Source organism: Streptomyces sp. NPDC001381 (assembly GCF_042895685.1).
Taxonomy (GTDB): Bacteria; Actinomycetota; Actinomycetes; order Streptomycetales; family Streptomycetaceae; genus Streptomyces.
The window spans coordinates 1,300,472-1,319,520 of the sequence record NZ_JBIAWO010000001.1 but is presented as its reverse complement, the minus strand read 5'-3'; the positions used below and the strand labels follow the sequence as shown (position 1 = coordinate 1,319,520).

General features: G+C 72.3%; 16 protein-coding genes. 9 read left to right on the top strand and 7 right to left on the bottom strand.

What is annotated here, in order from left to right; all coding sequences use genetic code 11:
- Window positions 1–151 precede the first annotated feature (151 nt).
- The 4 genes from ACFY2L_RS05840 to ACFY2L_RS05825 form a co-directional block, all read right to left on the bottom strand.
- Window positions 152–772, bottom strand: coding sequence for a hypothetical protein (locus tag ACFY2L_RS05840; protein WP_390660063.1), 621 nt, complete (start codon window positions 770–772; stop codon window positions 152–154).
- 457 nt (window positions 773–1,229) lie between these two features.
- Window positions 1,230–3,014 (bottom strand): glycoside hydrolase family 3 protein, encoded by a 1,785-nt coding sequence (locus ACFY2L_RS05835; RefSeq protein ID WP_390821582.1) that lies wholly within the window; start codon window positions 3,012–3,014, stop codon window positions 1,230–1,232.
- Window positions 3,015–3,446: 432 nt separating this feature from the next.
- Window positions 3,447–4,328 carry a haloalkane dehalogenase gene (locus ACFY2L_RS05830; protein WP_390821581.1) on the bottom strand — a complete coding sequence of 294 codons (882 nt, stop codon included), beginning with the start codon at window positions 4,326–4,328 and terminating at the stop codon, window positions 3,447–3,449.
- A gap of 132 nt (window positions 4,329–4,460) precedes the next feature.
- Window positions 4,461–5,372, bottom strand: a complete 912-nt coding sequence (locus tag ACFY2L_RS05825) for a LysR family transcriptional regulator (protein ID WP_390660060.1) — start codon at window positions 5,370–5,372, stop codon at window positions 4,461–4,463.
- Window positions 5,373–5,482: 110 nt separating this feature from the next.
- Here ACFY2L_RS05825 and ACFY2L_RS05820 point away from each other — a divergent pair, with 110 nt between their 5' ends.
- From ACFY2L_RS05820 to ACFY2L_RS05810, 3 genes are all read left to right on the top strand, one after another.
- The gene (locus tag ACFY2L_RS05820) at window positions 5,483–6,475 is read left to right on the top strand and encodes an EamA family transporter (RefSeq protein WP_390821580.1); all 993 of its coding nucleotides are present in this window, start codon (window positions 5,483–5,485) and stop codon (window positions 6,473–6,475) included.
- Window positions 6,476–6,991: 516 nt separating this feature from the next.
- Window positions 6,992–8,227 carry a 3-phosphoshikimate 1-carboxyvinyltransferase gene (gene aroA, locus ACFY2L_RS05815; protein WP_390821579.1) on the top strand — a complete coding sequence of 412 codons (1,236 nt, stop codon included), beginning with the start codon at window positions 6,992–6,994 and terminating at the stop codon, window positions 8,225–8,227.
- Window positions 8,224–8,859 carry a GNAT family N-acetyltransferase gene (locus ACFY2L_RS05810; protein WP_390660057.1) on the top strand — a complete coding sequence of 212 codons (636 nt, stop codon included), beginning with the start codon at window positions 8,224–8,226 and terminating at the stop codon, window positions 8,857–8,859. The genes aroA and ACFY2L_RS05810 overlap by 4 nt, the downstream gene beginning before the upstream one ends.
- 206 nt (window positions 8,860–9,065) lie before the next feature.
- On the opposite strand, the gene ACFY2L_RS05805 is transcribed toward ACFY2L_RS05810, so the two are convergent.
- A complete protein-coding gene (locus ACFY2L_RS05805; protein WP_390660055.1) occupies window positions 9,066–10,004 on the bottom strand; it encodes a LysR family transcriptional regulator in 939 nt (312 codons plus the stop codon).
- A gap of 50 nt (window positions 10,005–10,054) precedes the next feature.
- Here ACFY2L_RS05805 and ACFY2L_RS05800 point away from each other — a divergent pair, with 50 nt between their 5' ends.
- Window positions 10,055–10,651 (top strand): RBBP9/YdeN family alpha/beta hydrolase, encoded by a 597-nt coding sequence (locus ACFY2L_RS05800; protein WP_390660054.1) that lies wholly within the window; start codon window positions 10,055–10,057, stop codon window positions 10,649–10,651.
- A 39-nt stretch (window positions 10,652–10,690) separates the two neighbouring features.
- Here ACFY2L_RS05800 and ACFY2L_RS05795 read toward each other — a convergent pair whose 3' ends face one another.
- Entirely contained in the window at window positions 10,691–11,491 is an 801-nt protein-coding gene (locus ACFY2L_RS05795) for a sugar phosphate isomerase/epimerase family protein (RefSeq protein WP_390660053.1), read from the bottom strand.
- 265 nt (window positions 11,492–11,756) lie between these two features.
- On the bottom strand, window positions 11,757–12,803 hold the full coding sequence (locus ACFY2L_RS05790; protein ID WP_390660052.1) for a LacI family DNA-binding transcriptional regulator: 1,047 nt from the start codon (window positions 12,801–12,803) through the stop codon (window positions 11,757–11,759).
- Between the two features lie 298 nt (window positions 12,804–13,101).
- On the opposite strand from ACFY2L_RS05790, the gene ACFY2L_RS05785 reads away from it, so the two are divergent.
- The 5 genes from ACFY2L_RS05785 (at window position 13,102) to ACFY2L_RS05765 (ending at window position 18,913) form a co-directional block, all read left to right on the top strand.
- Window positions 13,102–14,253 carry a Gfo/Idh/MocA family protein gene (locus ACFY2L_RS05785; protein ID WP_390821577.1) on the top strand — a complete coding sequence of 384 codons (1,152 nt, stop codon included), beginning with the start codon at window positions 13,102–13,104 and terminating at the stop codon, window positions 14,251–14,253.
- Entirely contained in the window at window positions 14,250–15,404 is a 1,155-nt protein-coding gene (locus ACFY2L_RS05780) for a dihydrodipicolinate synthase family protein (protein ID WP_390821576.1), read from the top strand. Before ACFY2L_RS05785 ends, ACFY2L_RS05780 begins: the two co-directional genes overlap by 4 nt.
- Window positions 15,405–15,436: 32 nt before the next feature.
- Window positions 15,437–16,234, top strand: coding sequence for a sugar phosphate isomerase/epimerase family protein (locus ACFY2L_RS05775; protein ID WP_390660275.1), 798 nt, complete (start codon window positions 15,437–15,439; stop codon window positions 16,232–16,234).
- A 200-nt stretch (window positions 16,235–16,434) separates the two neighbouring features.
- Window positions 16,435–17,451 carry a hypothetical protein gene (locus ACFY2L_RS05770; RefSeq protein WP_390660049.1) on the top strand — a complete coding sequence of 339 codons (1,017 nt, stop codon included), beginning with the start codon at window positions 16,435–16,437 and terminating at the stop codon, window positions 17,449–17,451.
- Between the two features lie 55 nt (window positions 17,452–17,506).
- Window positions 17,507–18,913, top strand: a complete 1,407-nt coding sequence (locus tag ACFY2L_RS05765) for a DUF6177 family protein (RefSeq protein WP_390821575.1) — start codon at window positions 17,507–17,509, stop codon at window positions 18,911–18,913.
- Window positions 18,914–19,049 lie beyond the last annotated feature (136 nt).

The window sequence follows — 19,049 nt, the reverse complement described above, 5'->3', positions numbered from 1 at the left end:
GTCCCCGGACTGGCAGACTGGGTCACCGAGGGGGTGGTGTGCTGGGGCCCGGGTGGCTTTTGGTCATCCTCAGTGCAACCCGCGAAACTCGCGATCAGCAAGGTTACCCCGACGACGGTCTTGACGCTTTGCCGCCAGCGTGAGTGCTTGGTTAGTCTTCCCACAGGTACCAGCCAACCCTCCAGGGTGTATAGCTGGTAATGGTCTTCTTGGCGCTGGTTTGGCAGTTACTGTAGATGACGTAGCTGGTGCCGGTATTTTTCATCCGATAAACACCGTACTTAGCATTGGTGGTCTTTTTCGACGGGGTGTCGACCGCGATGGAATTTCCCAGTTTCGCGGTCAACTTCAGAGAGAGGTTGACCTCGTACTTGGACTCAATCTTGGCGACCATCACGTCAACGCTCGTGGACAGCCCACCGGTTAGGCTGATGCCCACCTCGCCAGTGACTTCCGAGGTGAAGGTGGACCGTGCCGTGCGTGTACTTCCATTGTAGTTCGACAAGGTCGGCCCCACCCCCTTGTGCTTCCTGCCGCGGTTCGCCGTGGGAATGTAAACGTGCGACTTGTCGCAGTACTCGCTGGGGAGCTTTCCGGTGGGTGGTATGTCCGGAATGTTCGGCTCGCCTTCGATGGGATCTGCCAGGTCGGTTTCCTGGGGCTCTTCGGGTGGAGCTGTTCCGATTTCGACGACCGGCTCGGCGGGATCGGTATCCGCCGCGGACGCGGGTAAGGACATGCTGGCGAGAGCCGCGAGTGCGATGGCGGACACTGTGAGACCTCGGGTCTTTCTGATTCCCATGGTAGCCCTTCGTTTCTGTCGCCCCCGTGGGCAACTTGGATCCCCATAAAATCATGCACATGCCACGCCGGGTAGGGGTGGACTCGAATTCTGAGCCAGACTTGAGGTTGCGGCGGTGCGAAATTCAGCACGAAGTAGATTCGAGTGGCTGCTTGCCGACCGTGTAGCTTTTTCGCCAGGCGAGTGGAAGGTGACCGAAAATGCTCCTATCCGGCTTCTTGGCTCTCTTTGGTGAACCTGGGGTTTGGCCGACGCCGACGAGAGCGCATCTCGCGAACCACGAAGGTCCAGCTGCGCACAGTCCACGGGCTGGTTGCTGGGCCGGATGCGAGAGGGCCGTGGACACCGGGCACTTCACCCGGCCGTCCACGGCCCTTTCCGTGTGCACGGCACCGTCGGCGGTGCGTCAGCTCGCGCGGGCCCGGCGTCAGTACGTCAGTCCGTGGCCGACGGGATACAGCACGCGTGCCGGGTCGTCCGCCCGCTGGACCGGCACCGGGAGCCGTCCTTGAGGCCGTACCGTTCCGGCGATCACCCGGGCGGCGGCCCGCAGTTCGGGGTCGGACCAGGAGTAGGTCGCCAGGCAGGCCCGTACGGACGGCAGTTGGGCCACGTCGTACGGGTTGCGGAGGGCCACCGCCACCACCGGGCGGCCGGTCGCCGTCAGCCGGTCCACCAGTGTGCGCTGCGCGCTCGCGGCGGTGACGTTGCAGGTCGTCACCACGACGGCGTCGGCCTCGCCCGCCGCCGCCACCGCCCGGGCGATCGTCTCGGCCGACGGGTCCGTGCCCGTGGGCAGGGCCGTCGCGCTGAAGCCGAGCCCGCTGAGGGTGGCCGCCAGGACGCCGGTGGGCGGGCCGGTGGTGCCGGAGGGGGAGGCCGGGTCGGCGCCCACGACGAGGAGCCGGCGGTGCGCGTGGGGGGAGAGGGGGAGCAGCGGGCCCTCGTCGACCAGCAGGGTCGTGGTCCGTTCGGCGATCCGTTCCGCCTCGGCGAGATGTTCGGGCCGGCCGACCACCCGGCCCACGGCGGAGGGGTCGGTGTACGGCTCGGCGAGCAGCCCCAGCTTCTCCTTCAGCCGCAGGATCCGCAGCACCGAGGTGTCGAGCCGCTCCTCGGTGAGTTCCCCGTCCCGCACGGCCCTCAGGACCGCGTTCCGGGCCACCGCGAGGTCGGGCGGGTCGAGGAGCTGGTCCACCCCCGCCCTCAGCGCGAGCACCGGCACCCGCTCGTCGCCGTACTTGGTGCGCACCCCCGCCATGCCGAGCGCGTCGGTGACCACGACCCCGTCGTAACCGAGGTCCTCACGCAGGATGCCGGTGAGGATGGGGCGGGAGAGGGTGGCCGGGTCGCCGGAGGCGTCGAGGGCGGGGACCAGGAGGTGCCCGGTCATGATCGAGTCCACGCCGGCCGCGATCGCCGCCCGGAAGGGGGCCGCGTCCAGCCGTTCCCACTCCGCGCGCGTGTGGGTGATCACCGGGAAGCCGGTGTGGCTGTCGACCGCCGTGTCGCCGTGCCCGGGGAAGTGCTTGGCGGTGGCCGCGACCCCGGCGGCCTGGTACCCCCTGATCTCCTCGGCGACCAGGGCCGCCACGGCCTCGGGATCGGCGCCGAACGAGCGCACGCCGATCACCGGGTTGGCCGGGTTCACGTTCACGTCGGCCACGGGGGAGTAGTTCTGACGGACACCCGTCGCGCGCAGTTCTCGGCCCGTGATCCGGCCGAGGGTGCGGGCGTCCCGCCCCGATCCGCCGGCCCCGAGGGCCATCGCGCCGGGGAACAGGGTGGCCGGCCTGCCGATCCGGCAGACGACGCCGTGTTCCTGGTCGGTGGAGATCAGCACCGGCAGACCCCGCGGCTGCTCCAGGGAGGCGCGCTGGATGCCGTCGGAGAGCTCCGCGATCTGGCGCGGGTCGCGTGTGTTGTGGGCCCAGGCGAAGTAGATGACGCCGCCCGGCCGGTGACGGGCGATCAGCTCGGCGGCCGTGCGGACCCCGAGCTCCTTCAGGTTGGCGTCGACGTCGGCCTGGTCGGGCGCGGTCGCCGAATGGCCGTACACCCGCGCGACGAAGAGCTGGCCGACCTTCTCCTCCAGGGTCATCCGGGAGAGGAGGGCGGCCGGGCGGGCGTCGTCCGCGTGGGCCGCACCGCCGACGGCGAGGGCCGCGGTGACGCCCGCGCCGGCGGCGAGGACGGTACGTCGGGAGGGCATGCGCGCTCCTTCCGGAGGGAGCCGGTGACGGAGGGTCCGGGGACGGAAAAGGGTCCGCTGACCGGGGAATCCGTCGCCGGAGGGATCCGTGGCGCACGCTACCCGCGAGGGGGCCGCCATCGGCGCATTGGAGGGGGGCGCGCCGATGACGGCATGACCGCCGGCCGCGGTGCGGCGGAGAGGGTGGGTCAGCGATCGCAGCCAGCAGCGAGGGCCGACACCGCACCGAGGTGACTCGTCCGGCGGCTCGCGGGTTGGACGGGCGGGGAGGGTGACGGGTTCCCCCGGGTGCACGGATTTCCGGGAGCCGGGGCAGGAGGGGCACGAAGGGTATGAGGGGTACGAGGGGCACGGATGTGCTCGTGGGGCGGTCGGTCCGGCTGCTCCGGCTGCTCCCTGTGGGTTCCGGCTGCTCCCTGTGGGCCCCGGCGGTCAGCCGGTGCTGCGCAGGCCGTGCCGGTCGGCCCACGCGGAGATCGCCGCCGCGATCTCGGCCGGCCGGTCCTCCGTCGCGTGGTGTCCGGCGGACCCGCACGGCACCGTCTCCAGCGAGGCGATGTGCGTGGCGCACCAGTCCGCCGTGTCCGGCCCGATCAGCAGGGTGGGCGAGCCCTCGAAGGTCAGCAGCAGCTTGGGTACGTCCTCGCTCTTCGCGAGCCAGGCGTCGTACGCCTCGATACGGGCGACCAGCGCGGCAGGTTCGCCACCGAGCGGCATCTGGCGGGCCCAGGACAGCAGCGGGCGGCGGCTCTCCCGGGTCGGGTACGGCGCGAGGTAGGCCGCCAGGTCGGCGTCGGAGGCCGGGGTGAGGACACCGCCGGTGTAGGCCTGCCGTACGAAGAGGTTCTCGTCGAGCATCGCCTCGCCCGCCTCCGACCGGATCGCCTCCGAGCGCGCCCGGGCCTGGGGGGTCAGCTCCTCCCAGGCCAGCGGCTTGACGATGGATTCGAAGAACGCGAGGCCGCGCACCCGCTCCGGGTGCCGTGCGGCCCAGTCGAAGGCGAGGGCGCCGCCCCAGTCGTGCCCGACCAGCACCACCCGGTCCAGGCCGAGCGCGTCGCACCAGGCGTCCAGGTGACGGGCGTGGTCGTCGAAGGTGTAGGCGAGGTCGGGCTTGCCGGAGCGCCCCATGCCGATGAGGTCGGGCGCGAGGAGGCGGCCCGCGCCGATGCCGGGGAGGACATGACGCCAGGTGTGCGAGGAGGAGGGGTTGCCGTGAAGGAACACGAAGGCCGTCGCGCCGGCTCCCTCACCGGTTTCCTCGCCGACCTCCTCGTGGTGGAGGAACGAGCCGAGCACGGGTGTCGTAGGCATGCTCAGTACGGTACATGGATATTATGTCCATGGCTACTATCGAGTGCTGCTGGGGGCGCGGAGCCGCCCGGTGCCGGGCCGGATCGGGCCGGGGCGGGCTGGATCGGCACCGGGCCGGCACCGGGCGGCCGGTCAGTGGGTGGACGACACCCTGTCCCACTGCTCCCGCAGCACCCGCACGGTCTCGGTGATCGAGGGGCGCCCCGCGGCGCCCGCGCGCCACAGGGCGTACAGCCGCCGCACCGGCGTCGGGTCGAGGGCCACCTCGACCACGCCCTCGGGCAGCGGACCGCGGCCGAGGCGGGGGACGAGGCAGATGCCCAGTCCGGCGGCGACCAGGGCGACCAGGGTCGGGTTCTCGTCGGCCTGGTGGATGATGTCCGGCTCCTGACCGGCCGCGCGCAGGGTCCGTACGAGCCATTCGTGGCAGACCCGTCCCGGCGGCTGGCACACCCAGCGCTCACCGCCGAGATCCTCGCGCCGCACCGACGGCCGCCCGGCGAAGGGATGCCCCTCCGGGACGAGCAGCGTGCACCGGTCGTCCCCGATCGCCGCCTGCTCGACCCCGGGCGGCACGGGCAGCGGCGCGATGTCCCAGTCGTGCACGACCGCCATGTCGAACGCGCCCTTGGCCACCAGGTCGATGGACAGGTGCGGGTCGATCTCCGAGAGCCGGATGTCGAGAGCCGGGTGCCGCCGGGCGAGGTCGGCCAGCACGCCGGGCATGAGACCCCGCGCCGCCGAGGCGAACGCGGCCACCGTCAGCCGCCCCGCCGGCACCCCGCGCCGCTCCTCCAGTTCGGTCTCGGCCCGCTCCACGAGGGCGAACAGTTCCTGTGCGGTGTCGACGAGCCGGAGCGCCTCCGCGGTGAGCCGTACGCCCCGCCCGGCCCGCTCCAGCAGGACGGTCCTGGTCTCCCGCTCCAGCTTGGCGATCTGCTGCGACACCGCGGAGGGTGTGTAGCCGAGCGCGGTGGCGGCGGCGCCTACGGTGCCGTGCACGGACACGGCGTGCAGGGCACGCAGGCGTTGCAGATCGAGCACGGGATCCTCCCTCGCTGGGACACGGCGTGGTCAATGCTTAGCTCTGCTACATCCAACCGTGCAGCAATCATCGCTGGTGCTTCACGGTCGGTGCGGGTGATCCTCGACGCATGCGCCCCGCCCATCTCGCCCTCGCCGTCCTCGTCGCCGCCGTCTGGGGCGTGAACTTCACCGTCATCGAGATCGGCCTCGGCCACTTCCCGCCCCTGCTCTTCTCGGCCCTGCGCTTCCTGGTGGCGGCCGTGCCCGCGGTCTTCCTCGTGGGCCGCCCCAAGGTGGCGTGGAAGTGGATCGTGGCGGTGGGCCTGGTACTGGGGGTGGCGAAGTTCGGCCTGCTCTTCGTCGGGATGGACGCGGGCATGCCCGCCGGACTGGCGTCCCTGGTCCTGCAGATCCAGGCGGTGTTCACGGCGGTCATCGCCTTCGCCGTCCTCGGTGAACGGCCGTCCCGCGTACGGGCGCTGGGCATGCTGACCGCCCTCGCCGGGATCGGGGTCGCGGCGGTGGACGAGGGCTCGTCGGGCCCGCTCGGCGCCTTCGCCCTGTGCGTCGCGGCAGCGGCCTGCTGGGGGGCGTCGAACGTCCTCACCCGCAAGGCGTCCCCGCCGGACCCGCTGAACTTCATGGTCTGGGTGAGCACGGTCCCGGTCCTGCCCCTGCTGGGCCTGTCCCTCCTGACGGAGGGCGCGGACAGGGACTACGAGGCCCTGCGCGCCCTGGACCGGCAGGGCGCCGGCACGGTCGTCTACGTCGCCTGGGTCACGACGGTCTTCGGCTTCGGGGCATGGGGCTGGCTCCTGCGCCGCCATCCCGCCTCCACGGTCGCGCCCTTCTCCCTCCTGGTCCCCGTCTTCGGCATGTCGTCGGCGGCCCTCTTCCTCGGCGAGCCGGTGAGCGCCCTGCGCTGGTGCGCCGCGGCCCTCCTGGTCGGCGGCGTCGCCCTGACCTCCCTGTCCCCGGTACGAGCCACACCCCCGTCCCCGCCCCCGACCGACACACCCGCCACGCCGGCCGGCGCGTCCACGGCGCCCGCCGATCCTTCCCGCGCGCCGGCCGATCCGCCCCCGTCTCCCGTCGCCGCCCCGTCTTCCGGCGCCGGCTGATCAGTCACCGGCCCCTGCCGGCCCTCCTCGGCGCCAACTGGTCAGTCTCCGGCCCCTGCCGGCCCTCCTCGGCGCCGGCTGATCAGTCCTTGGCGCGCGAGGGTCTCCCCGTGCCGGCCGGCGCGTCCTTGGCGGCCGTCGCGCCGTGCCCTGGCGCCGGCCGATGCGTCCCAGGCCCGCTCCGGTCCTTCCCGCGTACCGCCCGATGCGTCCTCCGCTCCCGTGGCCGCCCGTCTCCCGGCGCCGACTGACTCGCCACTGGCGCGCGCCGATCCGTGTCCCCCGCCGACCGATCAGCCCTCGGCGCCCCCGCCCCTTCCCGCACGCCCGCCGACTCGTCCTGGCACCCGCCGATCGGTTCGCCTCGGTCCCGCCGATTTCCCGCCGATCGGTCTCCTCCTGCCCGCCGATCCGTCTCCCGCGCCCATCGATCCGTCTCCCGCGCCCGACGATCAGTCCTCGTCCATCTCGTGGACTTGCCCACATCCGAGGGGGCGCGCGCGGGATCATGAGCGCATGGCCCTCGTCGACATTCCCGGTTCCAAGTCCATCACCGCCCGTGCCCTCTTCCTCGCGGCGGCCGCCGACGGTGTCACCACCCTGCAGCGGCCCCTGCGTTCGGACGACACGGAGGGCTTCGCCGAGGGGCTGACCCGGCTCGGGTACCGCGTCGGCCGTACCCCGGACAGCTGGCAGGTCGACGGCCGCCCGCAGGGACCCGCCGTCGCCGAGGCCGACGTGTACTGCCGGGACGGCGCGACGACCGCCCGCTTCCTGCCCGCCCTCGCCGCCGCCGGCCACGGCACCTACCGCTTCGACGCCTCGCCCCAGATGCGCCGCCGCCCCCTGCTCCCGCTCACCCGCGCCCTGCGCGACCTCGGCGTGGACCTGCGGCACGAGGAGGCGGAGGGCCACCACCCGCTGACCGTGACCGCGGCGGGCGTGGAGGGCGGCGAGGTGGTGCTGGACGCCGGCCAGTCCTCCCAGTACCTGACGGCCCTGCTGATGCTCGGCCCGCTCACCCGCACCGGCCTGCGCATCACCGTCACGGACCTGGTCTCGGTGCCGTACGTGGAGATCACCCTCGCGATGATGCGGGCGTTCGGGGTGGAGGTCGGCCGGGAGGGCGACACGTTCGTGGTCCCGCCGGGCGGCTACCGTGCCACCACGTACGCGATCGAACCCGACGCCTCCACCTCCAGCTACTTCTTCGCGGCCGCCGCGCTCACCGGCGGCGAGGTCACCGTGCCCGGCCTCGGCGAGGGGGCGCTCCAGGGCGACCTCGGCTTCGTGGAGGTCCTGCGGCGGATGGGCGCGCTGGTGGACGTCGGCATGGACCGTACGACGGTGAAGGGCACCGGCGAACTGCACGGCGTCACCGTCAACATGCGGGACATCTCCGACACCATGCCGACCCTCGCCGCGATCGCCCCCTTCGCCTCGGGGCCGGTGCGCATCGAGGACGTCGCGAACACCCGCGTGAAGGAGTGCGACCGCCTGGAGGCCTGCGCCGAGAACCTCCGTCGGCTGGGCGTGGACGTGGCGACGGGCGAGGACTGGATCGAGATCCGCCCCGGCACCCCCACGGGCGCGGAGATCAGGACCCACGGCGACCACCGCATCGTCATGTCCTTCGCGGTGACCGGCCTGCGCACCCCCGGAATCTCGTTCGACGACCCCGGCTGCGTCCGCAAGACTTTCCCCGGTTTCCACGAGGCGTTCGCCGAGCTGCGGAGGAGTCTGATCGGGTGAGCTCGATACCGGAGGGGACGGTTCTCGAGGGCGCGCTGGTGCGTCTGGAGCCGCTGGAGCACCGGCACGCCGCCGAGCTGGCGGTGGCGGCGGAGGAGGACCGGGAGACGTACGGCTACACCCAGGTCCCGGCGGCCCGGGAGATCGGCGGCTACATCGACGACAAGCTCGCCGGAGCGGCCTCCGGCCTGATCACGGCGTACGCCCAGGTGTCCCTGGTCACCGGACGGGCGGTCGGCGTCACCGGCTACTGCGAGCCGCGCAGCTGGCGGGGCGACGGCAGGCTGGACGCCGTCGAGGTCGGTTTCACCTGGCTGGCCGCCTCCGCCCAGGGCACGGGCGTGAACCCCGAGGCCAAACTGCTCCTCTTCCGGCAGGCCTTCGAGACCTGGGCCGTGTCCCGGGTGGACCTGAAGACCGACGCCCGCAACAACCGCTCCCGCGCGGCCATCGCGAGTGTGGGCGCCCGTTTCGAGGGCGTGCTGCGCAACTGGTCCATCTCGAGGGCACCGGGGGAGGAGGGCCGGCTGCGCGACTCCGCGATGTTCGCGATCACGGCGTCCGAGTGGCCGGAGCGGAGGGAACGGCTGGAGCAGCGGGTGGCCCGATACCTGCCGGGCACGGCCGCGTGACACCTGCCGGGTAGGACTGCGTGGCACCCGCCGGGTGCCGCCGCAGGACACCGGCCGGGGCGACGACGAGGACGTACCCCGTGGACGTACACGAGGCCGTACCGCCAAGACGTACGGGGACCGGCTGTGGTGCAGGCCGGCGCTGTCGGCCGCGCTGGAGACGGCCCTCACGGGCGGGCCTGAGCCGCCGCGCTCGCGGGAGGCCGTCACGCGGGTGTGAGCGCAGCCGCGGCGGCCCGCAGCTCCTCCCGTACCGCCCCCAGCACCGGATCCCCCTCCGCCCCCGCCCGTACGGCGACGAAGACGTTCCGCGACGGCGGCTCGCCCTCGGCCGGGCGCAGCGCCAGCGCGCGGTGGACGTGCAGCGGGCGCACCAGGCGCGGGACGAGGGCGACTCCGGCCCCCGCCTCGACCAGCGCGGCCAGCGCCGCCCAGTCGCCGACGTCGTGCCGGATGTCGGGGGTGAAGCCGGCCGCGGCGCAGACCGAGCGGGTCACCGCCCCGCAGCAGCTCGTCGCGCCGCCCACGATCCAGGGCTCCGCGGCCAGTTCCCGCAAGGGCACCTCGGCACGGTCCGCGAGGGGATGACCGGGCGGGAGGGCGACGTCCAGTACGTCGGTGAGGAGGTTCTCGCGGGTGTAGCGGCGGTCGGTGTGCGGGGGAGCGGCGGCGAAGTCCACGGCGACGGCCACGTCCACCTGCCCGCCGTCCAGCGCGGTGAACAGGTCCGGCGGCTCGGCCTCCACGACGTCCACCCGCAGCCGCGGCAGCCGCTCGCGCAACGCCCGCAGCGTGGCCGGCAGCAGGCCCAGGATGCCGCTGGAGAAGCAGCCGACGGTCACCGTGCCCCGGCCGCCCTCCGTGTACGCCGCGAGATCGGCGCGGGCCCGCTCCAACTGGGCGGCGATGACGTCGGCGTGCGCGAGCAGGACCCGGGCCTGGCCGGTGAGCCGTACGCCTCTTCCGTCGCGTTCGGTGAGCGGGACGCCCAGCTCGCGGGCGAGGGCGGCGAGCTGCTGGGAGACGGCGGAAGGGGTGAGGTGCAGGGCCTGGGCGGTCCGCGCGAGGCTGCCCCGGCGCTGGAGCTCGCGCAGGACGGTGAGGCGGCGCAGATCGATGGTGAAGGCGGCGCTTAACGGTTCCACCGCAGAAGATTAACTGGACCTGGTGAGTCGCGGTCGGAAATCATCGGGCCATGCCCACCTCACCCTCCTTCCTCATCCTGCACGGCTGGCAGAACCACCGCCCCGGGGCCCACTGGCAGCACTGGCTCGCCGACCGCCTCACCGCGCTCGGCCACCCCGTCACCTACCCCCAGCTGCCGGACCCCGACGACCCGTCCCTGGAGGTCTGGCTGGGCGAACTGGAGCGGCACCTCGCCGGGTTCGACGGCGGCCGGGAGCGGGTCGTCCTCGCCCACAGCCTCTCCGCGGTCCTCTGGCTGCACGCCGTGGCCCGGGAGGTGCCCGGGGTGGCGGAGGCCGACCGGGTGCTGCTGGTGTCCCCGCCCTCCGGCACCGTCCTCGCACGCCACCCGGAGGTCGCGGAGTTCGGGCCGCCGCCGCTCGACGGGCTCCGGCTCCCCCACCCCACCCGGCTCGTCGCCGGCGACGACGACCCGTACCTCCCCGAGGGCGCCCAGCGGGCCTACGGCGACCCGCTGGGCCTCACCGCCGAACTCCTCCCCGGCGCGGCCCACCTCGACCTGGACGCCGGCTACGGCTCCTGGCCCGCCGTGCTGGAGTGGTGCCTGCACCCGGACACGAAGCTCGCGCCCCGGCCGCGGACCTGACGCGGACCTGAGCGGATCTGAGCGGACCTGACGGACCGTTCAGGCCGAGTCGTTGAGCAGCCGGCCCAGGTGCTCCCGCCCGGGGCCGAGCAGGCCCTCCAGCGGCTCGGCGTCCGCGTACCACCGCTTCTCGTACTCCCAGCACAGCCACCCGTCCCAGCCGTGCCGTGACAGCACCTCCACGCAGTCCGCGAGGGGCAGCACGCCGGCGCCCAGGGCCAGCGGGGTGGTGTCCTCGGCCGAGGCGATGTCCTTGACCTGCACGTATCCGAGATACGGCGACAGCGCCGCGAAGGTCTCCTGCGGCTGCTCGCCGCCCAGCCAGGTGTGCATCACGTCCCACAGGGCGCCCACCTGACGGTGCCCGACCAGGCCGAGGACGCGCATGGCGTCGGCGCCGGTGCGATGGGAGTCGTGGGTCTCCAGCAGGATGCGTACGCCGAGGTCGGCGGCGTGCTCGGCGGCGGTGCCGAGCCGGCGCGCTGCCACGGCGTCGGCCTCGGCGGGGGTCTGGCCGTCGACCCCGCCGGGGAAGACCCGGACGAAGGGCGCCCCGAGGTCACGGGCGAGACCGACGAGCCCCCGGACCTCCTCGATCACGGGCTCGTCGTCCCCCGGCGCGGCCATGCGCGTGTACCCGGCCACGCCCAGGACCTCGACGCCCGCAGTTTTGAACGCGGCGGCGGCGTCGGCCCGTTCGGCGGCCCCCAGACCCGGATGAACCGGCTCCTCCGGATGGGCGCGCAGCTCCACACCGTGGAAGCCGTGAGAGGACGCGAGCCGCAGCACGTCGGAGAGCGGCAGCCCGGGAACACCGAGGGTGGAGAAGGCGAGCTTCATAGTCACTACTGTCACCCGTACACGACCGATCAGGCCACATCTGAGCACCGGCCAGCGATTTCCGGCCACACCCCGGCGGTCCCTCCCCCGCACCCGGCCCATCGATGGCCTGCGGGGACCGGCCCTTCCAGGCCCCGGCCGCCACCCATCAGCCCGTCCGGCGTTCGAGGACGAGGCCCGTTCAGGGCCGAAGCGGGGGTCGGGGGGCTGCAAGCCCCCGGGCCGTCCACCCCGCGCAAGGGCGCGTCGCCGGAACGACGGCGCCCTACCCCCGCGGCACCCCGGAGGACCCCCGCACCATCAGCTCCCCCCGAACCGTCGCGATCCCGCCCGGCGGCGGCTCCTCACGCCCCATCGCGATACGCCCCGCCCGCGCCCCCGCCTCCGCCAGCGGCAGCCGCACCGTCGTCAGCGAAGGCACCGCGTCGATGCTGAACGGCAGGTCGTCGAAGCCCGCGACGGACACGTCCTCCGGGATCCGCAGCCCCGAGTCCCGCAGCGCCGCGCACGCGCCGAGCGCCACGGAGTCGTTCGCGGCGACGACGGCCGTCAGCGTCGGGTCCCGGCGCAGCAACTCCAGCGTCGCCTCGTACCCCGCCCGCCGGTCGTACCGCCCGTGCACGGTCCACCGGGGATCCTCCTCGATCCCCGCCGCCGCCAGCGCCGCCCGGTGCCCCTCCAGCCGGTGCCGGGTCGTCGTCCGCTCCTCGGGACCGGCGATGTACCCCAGCCGCCGGTGCCCGAGCCCGATCAGGTGCTCGGTCAGCTCCCGCCCGCCCCCGCGGTTGTCGAAGGTGAGCGCGATCGCCGAGGTGTCCGGCGCCGGCGGCCGCCCGCACAGCACGATCCGGGTCCCCGCCTCGCCGAGCTTGCGCAGCTTCGCCGCCACCGCCGTCGCGTGCGGCTCGTTCTCCATGGCCCCGCCGGTCAGCACCACGGCCGCGGCCCGCTGCCGCTGCAGCAGGGTGAGGTAGGTCAGCTCGCGCTCCGGCGAGCCCCCGGTGTTGCAGACCACCGCCAGCCGCTCGCCCCCGGCCCGTCCGCCCGGCCCCCCGATCTCCGACTGGATCGCGCTCGCCATGATCCCGAAGAAGGGGTCGGCGATGTCGTTGACCAGGATGCCCACCAGGTCGGAAGTCGCCGCCGCCAGGGCGCTGGCGGGTCCGTTCAGCACATAGTCCAGCTCGTCCACCGCCCGCAGCACCCGTTCCCGGGTGGAGGCGGCGACGGGGTAGTTCCCGTTCAGCACGCGCGACACCGTCGCGGGCGAGACCTGCGCGCGGGCCGCCACGTCCGCCAGGGTCACCGTCATCTCGTCGTCCTCCGGTCGCGCATCTCGTCGTACGTCCTCATACGTCCACGTAGACAGGCCGGCCGCGGTCACGGTTCCGGGTTCGCCGAGCGGACCGGTCCGGGCATGTCGAGCAGACCCTAAGGCCACAGGCCCCCTCTGTTCGCCCCCTCGAACAACTCGGGATGGACACGGTCTTGTCCGGACCACTGGTCAGAGGCTAGCTTCTTCTTGGATAGAAAGCGCTTGCTGTAACGCTGATCAGGAAGAGGCGTACGCGGCGCGCACAACCGCGTACAACGCCTACGAAGGGACCGACGTGACCCGCAAGACGGTGCGAATCGCCATGAACGGCGTGACCGGGCGCATGGGCTACCGCCAGCACCTCGTCCGCTCCATCCTCGCCCTCCGCGAGCAGGGCGGCCTCGACCTCGGCGACGGCACCGTGCTGTGGCCGGAACCGATCCTCGTCGGCCGCCGCGAGCACGTGCTGAAGGCGCTTGCCGAGCAGCACGGCCTGGAGCACGTCTCCACGGACGTCGACGCCGTCCTCGCCGACCCCACGGTCGACATCTACTTCGACGCCCAGGTCACCTCGGCCCGCGAGGAGGCGATCAAGAAGGCGATCGCGGCGGGCAAGCACATCTACACGGAGAAGCCGACGGCCACCGGTCTGGAGGGCGCCCTGGAGCTGGCGAAGCTCGCGGGCGCGGCCGGCGTCAAGCACGGCGTCGTCCAGGACAAGCTCTTCCTCCCCGGCCTGCTCAAGCTGAAGCGGCTGATCGACGGCGGCTTCTTCGGCCGGATCCTGTCCGTCCGCGGCGAGTTCGGCTACTGGGTCTTCGAGGGCGACTGGCAGGCCGCCCAGCGCCCGTCGTGGAACTACCGCGCCGAGGACGGCGGCGGCATCGTCGTCGACATGTTCCCGCACTGGGAGTACGTGCTCCACGAGCTGTTCGGCCGGGTGAAGTCCGTCCAGGCCATCGCCACCACCCACATCGCGCAGCGCTGGGACGAGAACGGCAAGCCCTACGACGCCACCGCCGACGACGCCGCGTACGGCATCTTCGAGCTCGAGGGCGGCGCCATCGCCCAGATCAACTCCTCCTGGGCCGTCCGCGTCAACCGCGACGAACTGGTGGAGTTCCAGGTCGACGGCACGGAGGGCTCGGCCGTCGCGGGCCTGCGCAACTGCCGCGTCCAGCACCGCTCGGCCACCCCCAAGCCCGTCTGGAACCCGGACATCCCCGCCACCGAGGTCTTCCGCGACCAGTGGCAGGAGGTCCCGGACAACGGCGACTTCGACAACGGCTTCAAGGCCCAGTGGGAGCTGTTCCTCAAGCACGTCTACGCCGGCGCCCCGTACCACTGGGACCTCCTCGCCGGCGCCCGTGGCGTCCAGCTCGCCGAGCTGGGCCTGAAGTCCTCGGCCGAGGGCCGCCGCCTCGACGTCCCGGAGATCGCGCTGTGACCGTCCGACTGCCCTACACGAACGGCGGCCTGAGGACGTACGAACCCCGCACGGAACCCCTCATCGTCACCACCGGCGCCCCCTTCACCTCCCGTACGGTCTTCTCGGCGGCGCACGTGGTCGCCGACCCCTTCGCGGACACCACCCCCGATGCGCCCGCCGCGATCGACTGGGACGCCACCCTCGCCTTCCGCCGTCACCTGTGGTCGCACGGACTCGGTGTCGCCGAGGCGATGGACACCGCCCAGCGCGGCATGGGCCTGGACTGGGCGGGCGCGGCCGAGCTGATCCGCAGGTCGGCGGCGGAGGCGAAGGCGGTGGGCGGCCTTATCGCCTGCGGCGTCGGCACCGACCAGCTCACCGGCCCGGCCTCCCTCGCCGAGGTCCGGGCGGCGTACGAGGAGCAGCTCGCGCTCGTCGAGGCATCCGGCTCCCAGGCGATCCTGATGGCCTCCCGCGCCCTGGCCGCGGCCGCCTCCGGCCCGGAGGACTACCTGGAGGTCTACGGCCATCTCCTGCGCCAGGCCGCCGACCCGGTGATCCTGCACTGGCTGGGCCCGATGTTCGACCCGGCGCTGGAGGGCTACTGGGGCTCGTCCGACCTGGACGCGGCGACGGACACCTTCCTGGAGGTCATCGCCGCGCACCCCGACAAGGTCGACGGCATCAAGGTCTCCCTGCTGGACGCCGAGCGGGAGATCGACATCCGCCGCAGGCTCCCGCAGGGCGTCCGCTGCTACACCGGCGACGACTTCAACTACCCCGAGCTGATCGCGGGCGACGAGCAGGGCTTCAGCCACGCCCTGCTCGGCATCTTCGACCCGCTGGGCCCGCTGGCGGCGGAGGCCGTCCGCGTCCTGGACACGGGGAACACGGCCGGCTTCAGGGGGTTGCTGGACCCCACGGTCGAGCTCTCCCGCCACCTCTTCCAGACCCCCACCCGTTTCTACAAGACGGGCGTGGTCTTCCTGGCCTGGCTGGCCGGCCACCAGTCGCACTTCACGATGGTCGGCGGCCTGCAGTCGGCCCGTTCCCTGCCGCACTTCGCCCGCGCCTACGAACTCGCCGACGGCCTGGGCCTGTTCCCCGACCCGAAGCTGGCCGAGGACCGTATGAAGACCCTCCTCGCCCTGTACGGAGTGACCCAGTGACCGGCTCCCTGTCCCGCTTCTCCCTCAACCAGATGACGGTGAAGCAGCTGTCGATGCCCGAACTGGTCGCCGCGTGCGACGACTTGGGCGTCACGAACGTCGGCCTGTGGCGCGAGCCGGTCCAGACGTACGGCCTCGAGGCGACCGCCAAGCTGGTCCGCGACGCGGGCCTGACGGTGACGACCCTGTGCCGGGGCGGCTTCTTCACGGCGATCGACCCGGCCGAACGCACCAAGGCCCTGGACGACAACCGCCGGGCGGTCGAGGAGGCGGCGGTCCTCGGCACCGAGGTGCTGGTCCTGGTCTCGGGCGGCCTCCCGCCGGGCTCCAAGGACCTGCACGGCGCCCGCGAACGCATCGCGGACGCCCTGTCGGTCCTGGGCCCCTACGCCGAGGACCACGGAGTGAAGCTGGCGATCGAACCCCTCCACCCCATGTACGCCTCCGACCGCTGCGTGGTCTCCACCCTCACCCAGGCCCTGGACCTCGCGGAACGCTTCCCGGCCCACCAGGTCGGCGTCACGGTCGACACGTACCACATCTGGTGGGACGACCAGGCCCCCGCCCAGATCGCCCGCGCGGGTGCCTCCGGCCGTATCCACACCTTCCAACTGGCGGACTGGACGACCCCGTTGCCCGAGGGCGTCCTCAACGGCCGCGGCCAGATCGGCGACGGCGCGATCGACATGCGCGAGTGGCTGGGGTACGTGGAGGCAGCCGGCTACACCGGCTCCATCGAGGTCGAACTGTTCAACGACGGGCTGTGGGCCCGGGACGGCCGCGAGGTGCTGGCGGAGACGGCGGAGAGGTTCGTCCAGCACGTTCTCTGACCCTGCAACCGGGCGAACACACGGACGGCCGCCGGATGTCGGAAAACATCCGGCGGCCGTCTGACACCCCGTCGCTTTGCAACTGCTCATGCGATAATACGTTCGATGCTCTGTGGGGCGCACAGACAACGGGGGAGCGGTGTGACGGGCTGGGACATCGACGTGGTCGGTGTGCGCGGTGTTCTGCGGAAGGGCATGCTGTGATCACCACGGATCCCATCGGTGACTGGACCTGGGAGATCGCTCCTGGCGACCAAGGGGTTGCGCCCTCGCGTGCGGCGGAACCGGCTGTGGCGGTTTGGAGCATCCTCGCCAAGGTAGGCATCGCGGCACCTGGCGCCGAGGCAAGTCTCTCCGCACGCTCCATGGGGGACAAGCGTGGGCTTCTTTTCCAAGAGGTCGGTATTCCCTTGGGGGAGGACCCGCTCGCGCCTGCGACCGCACTGTCTTCAGCCGCGGCACATGCCGACTCCCTGTACGGCGATGCCGCTGTTGGTGTCCGTGTGCGTGTTCCTGGCCTGTGGTCCGTACAGGGGGCCTGGCACCGTGCTGAACAACTCTTCTCGATCCAGGCGGACGTCTGGAGGCGTGGTCTCCTGACGGTGACGCTGGAGACCTATTCCGACGCCTGGCTGACCGTGGACACCCGGGGACGCGAACAGATCGCCGTGCATGACGAGAACGCCCCGCGTCTCGCGCTCGCCTTGAAAGAGATCACGGAGCTTCTCGGCTGTGTCCCTACACCGGGCGACGAGAACCGCTATGCGACCCCCACGGCGCACGGCTTCGAGGACGTCAGGATCGAGGGGCCCGCGTACGACGACGCATGGGGGACGTTCGAGGTCCCTGTTCGATCCCGACGGCTCCGGTCCGCGTTGCCACCCTCCGAAGAGGAGTACCACGAGACCACCGACCAGCCTGTGCGCTACTTCACGGTCCAGGACAAGGGGGAGACCCTCGGCTATGTGTGGGCCAGTCCTGAGGACAATGCGGCGGGCTACGAGCCGCGGACTGCGGCGGGCGAGCGGGCCTTCGAGGCTGGACGAGAGTGGCTTCTGAAATTGCGCGAGGCTCATGGCCTTGGCCTTTCAGCAGCGAGTGTCCTGCCTTGGCTTGCACAGCAGTCCATTTCCCCTGGAATCGGCAGCATTGCCGAGCAGGAGCCACGGGAATGTGCCTCTCTCGATGCCCTGGAAGAGTGGTCGGGATGCTGGTGACCATGGCTGCCTCACACCGTGACGACCGCTTGCGCCGGAAACACGGCAGCCTTGTATGACCGAAGACGTCATCGCCCTCACCCCGAAGATGCCCGACCAGGCGTCGCTGCTGGCCGCTCTGCACGCCGGTGGTCCTGACCTGGAACTGACGGCCACGGATGACGGTGCGGTCGTCCAACTGTGCACGGCTGAGGGCCGCCCGCTGGTGTCGGTGGAGGCTCCGCTGCTCGTCCACGTGCCGGGTGAGGCAGGGCGCCTTCTGGGTGCCCAGACCGCCGCTCCGCAGGCGCCGTACTGGTGGACCGAGGTACGCGCCTCCACGGCGGCCCCCGAGGCGGAGCCACTGGCGGGATCCGTGTGCGGACGCCTGACCATGCTCCTCGGTGGAACCACCTGGCCGCCCGGAACAGCCCACACCACCCGAGTCACCGTCCCCGACGAGCCTCACGGAACCCAGGACTTCCCGATCGTCGACGCGCTGACCGACTCGACCGCCGTCGTCCTGGCCGACCGCCCGGTCCTGCCGCTCACCGCCTGGTTCTCCGACGTCCTCCGCGCCACGGCACAGTCGAACCGCGCCCTCCACCTCGTCACGCCCCCACGCGTATGCCTCACCCTCCCCCTGCGCACCGCACTCGGTGGGGCGCCCAATCGCTGGGTCGTGCAGGATCCGCAGGGCGGCTACTACGACGGGCTGTCCGGGGCGCGACTTGGCTGGCGGGACGGTACGTTCGCGCCGATCGACGGCACCCTCGCCGACGCCTTCACCGCGGAAGCCGCTCCCACCGAGCACCGGCAGCTCACCCTCGCGTTCCGCACGGTGCACGTGCCCGGCGAGCGGCTTGTTTTCGGCCGTGCGCTGGAGGCGGCGTGGCGGCACCTCACCGGCTCCCCGCCCGTCGGCTGGGGCACGGCCGAGCCGGTCAACCTGCCCTGGTCACCGCACCAGTTGACCGACCTCGCCCGGGACCGGGCCCCCGCCCCCACCCAACTCGTCGCCGTGGGCGCCCCCGACCGTCCGGCCATCGCCACGCAGCGCGTCGCCCGTACGACGGCCGGCGTCGCCGAGGAGGTCAACCTCACCCTCGGCTACGAGCGACCTCAGGACGTCCCTCTCGACGCCCTGGAATCCCTCGCCGCGACCCTTGTCACGGAACACGGCCTGACGACGATGCTCACCACCGTCCGCGCGGCCCGCGCCGACCTGACCCTGCCGCCGCAGGTGGAGGGCCCGCCCCTCCCGGTCTCGTTCACCCTGGGATCACGCGACGTGGAAAGGATCGGCCTTCCCCGCGCGGGCCGCCCACCCATCGCCACACAGCCGCGCCCACTCGGCTCACCACCGTCCCCGGCCCTCCACTATCCCCTCGGAGACGGCACCGACCCGAAGGCCTGGAACGCCCTCCAGACCCTCGGCGCGTACCTCAGGACTGCTGGGGGAAGCACGGTTCTCCGTCCCTGACAGCCTTCACCGGCTCGAGCAGAGCCGGTGAAGGCCAGGGACGGGGACCGGGACAGTTCCTCAGCGGCTCCCGGCGCGACCGTGCCCCTGCGCCGGATCAACGGCACAGCGCGGAGACGACCGGACCATCGCTCTG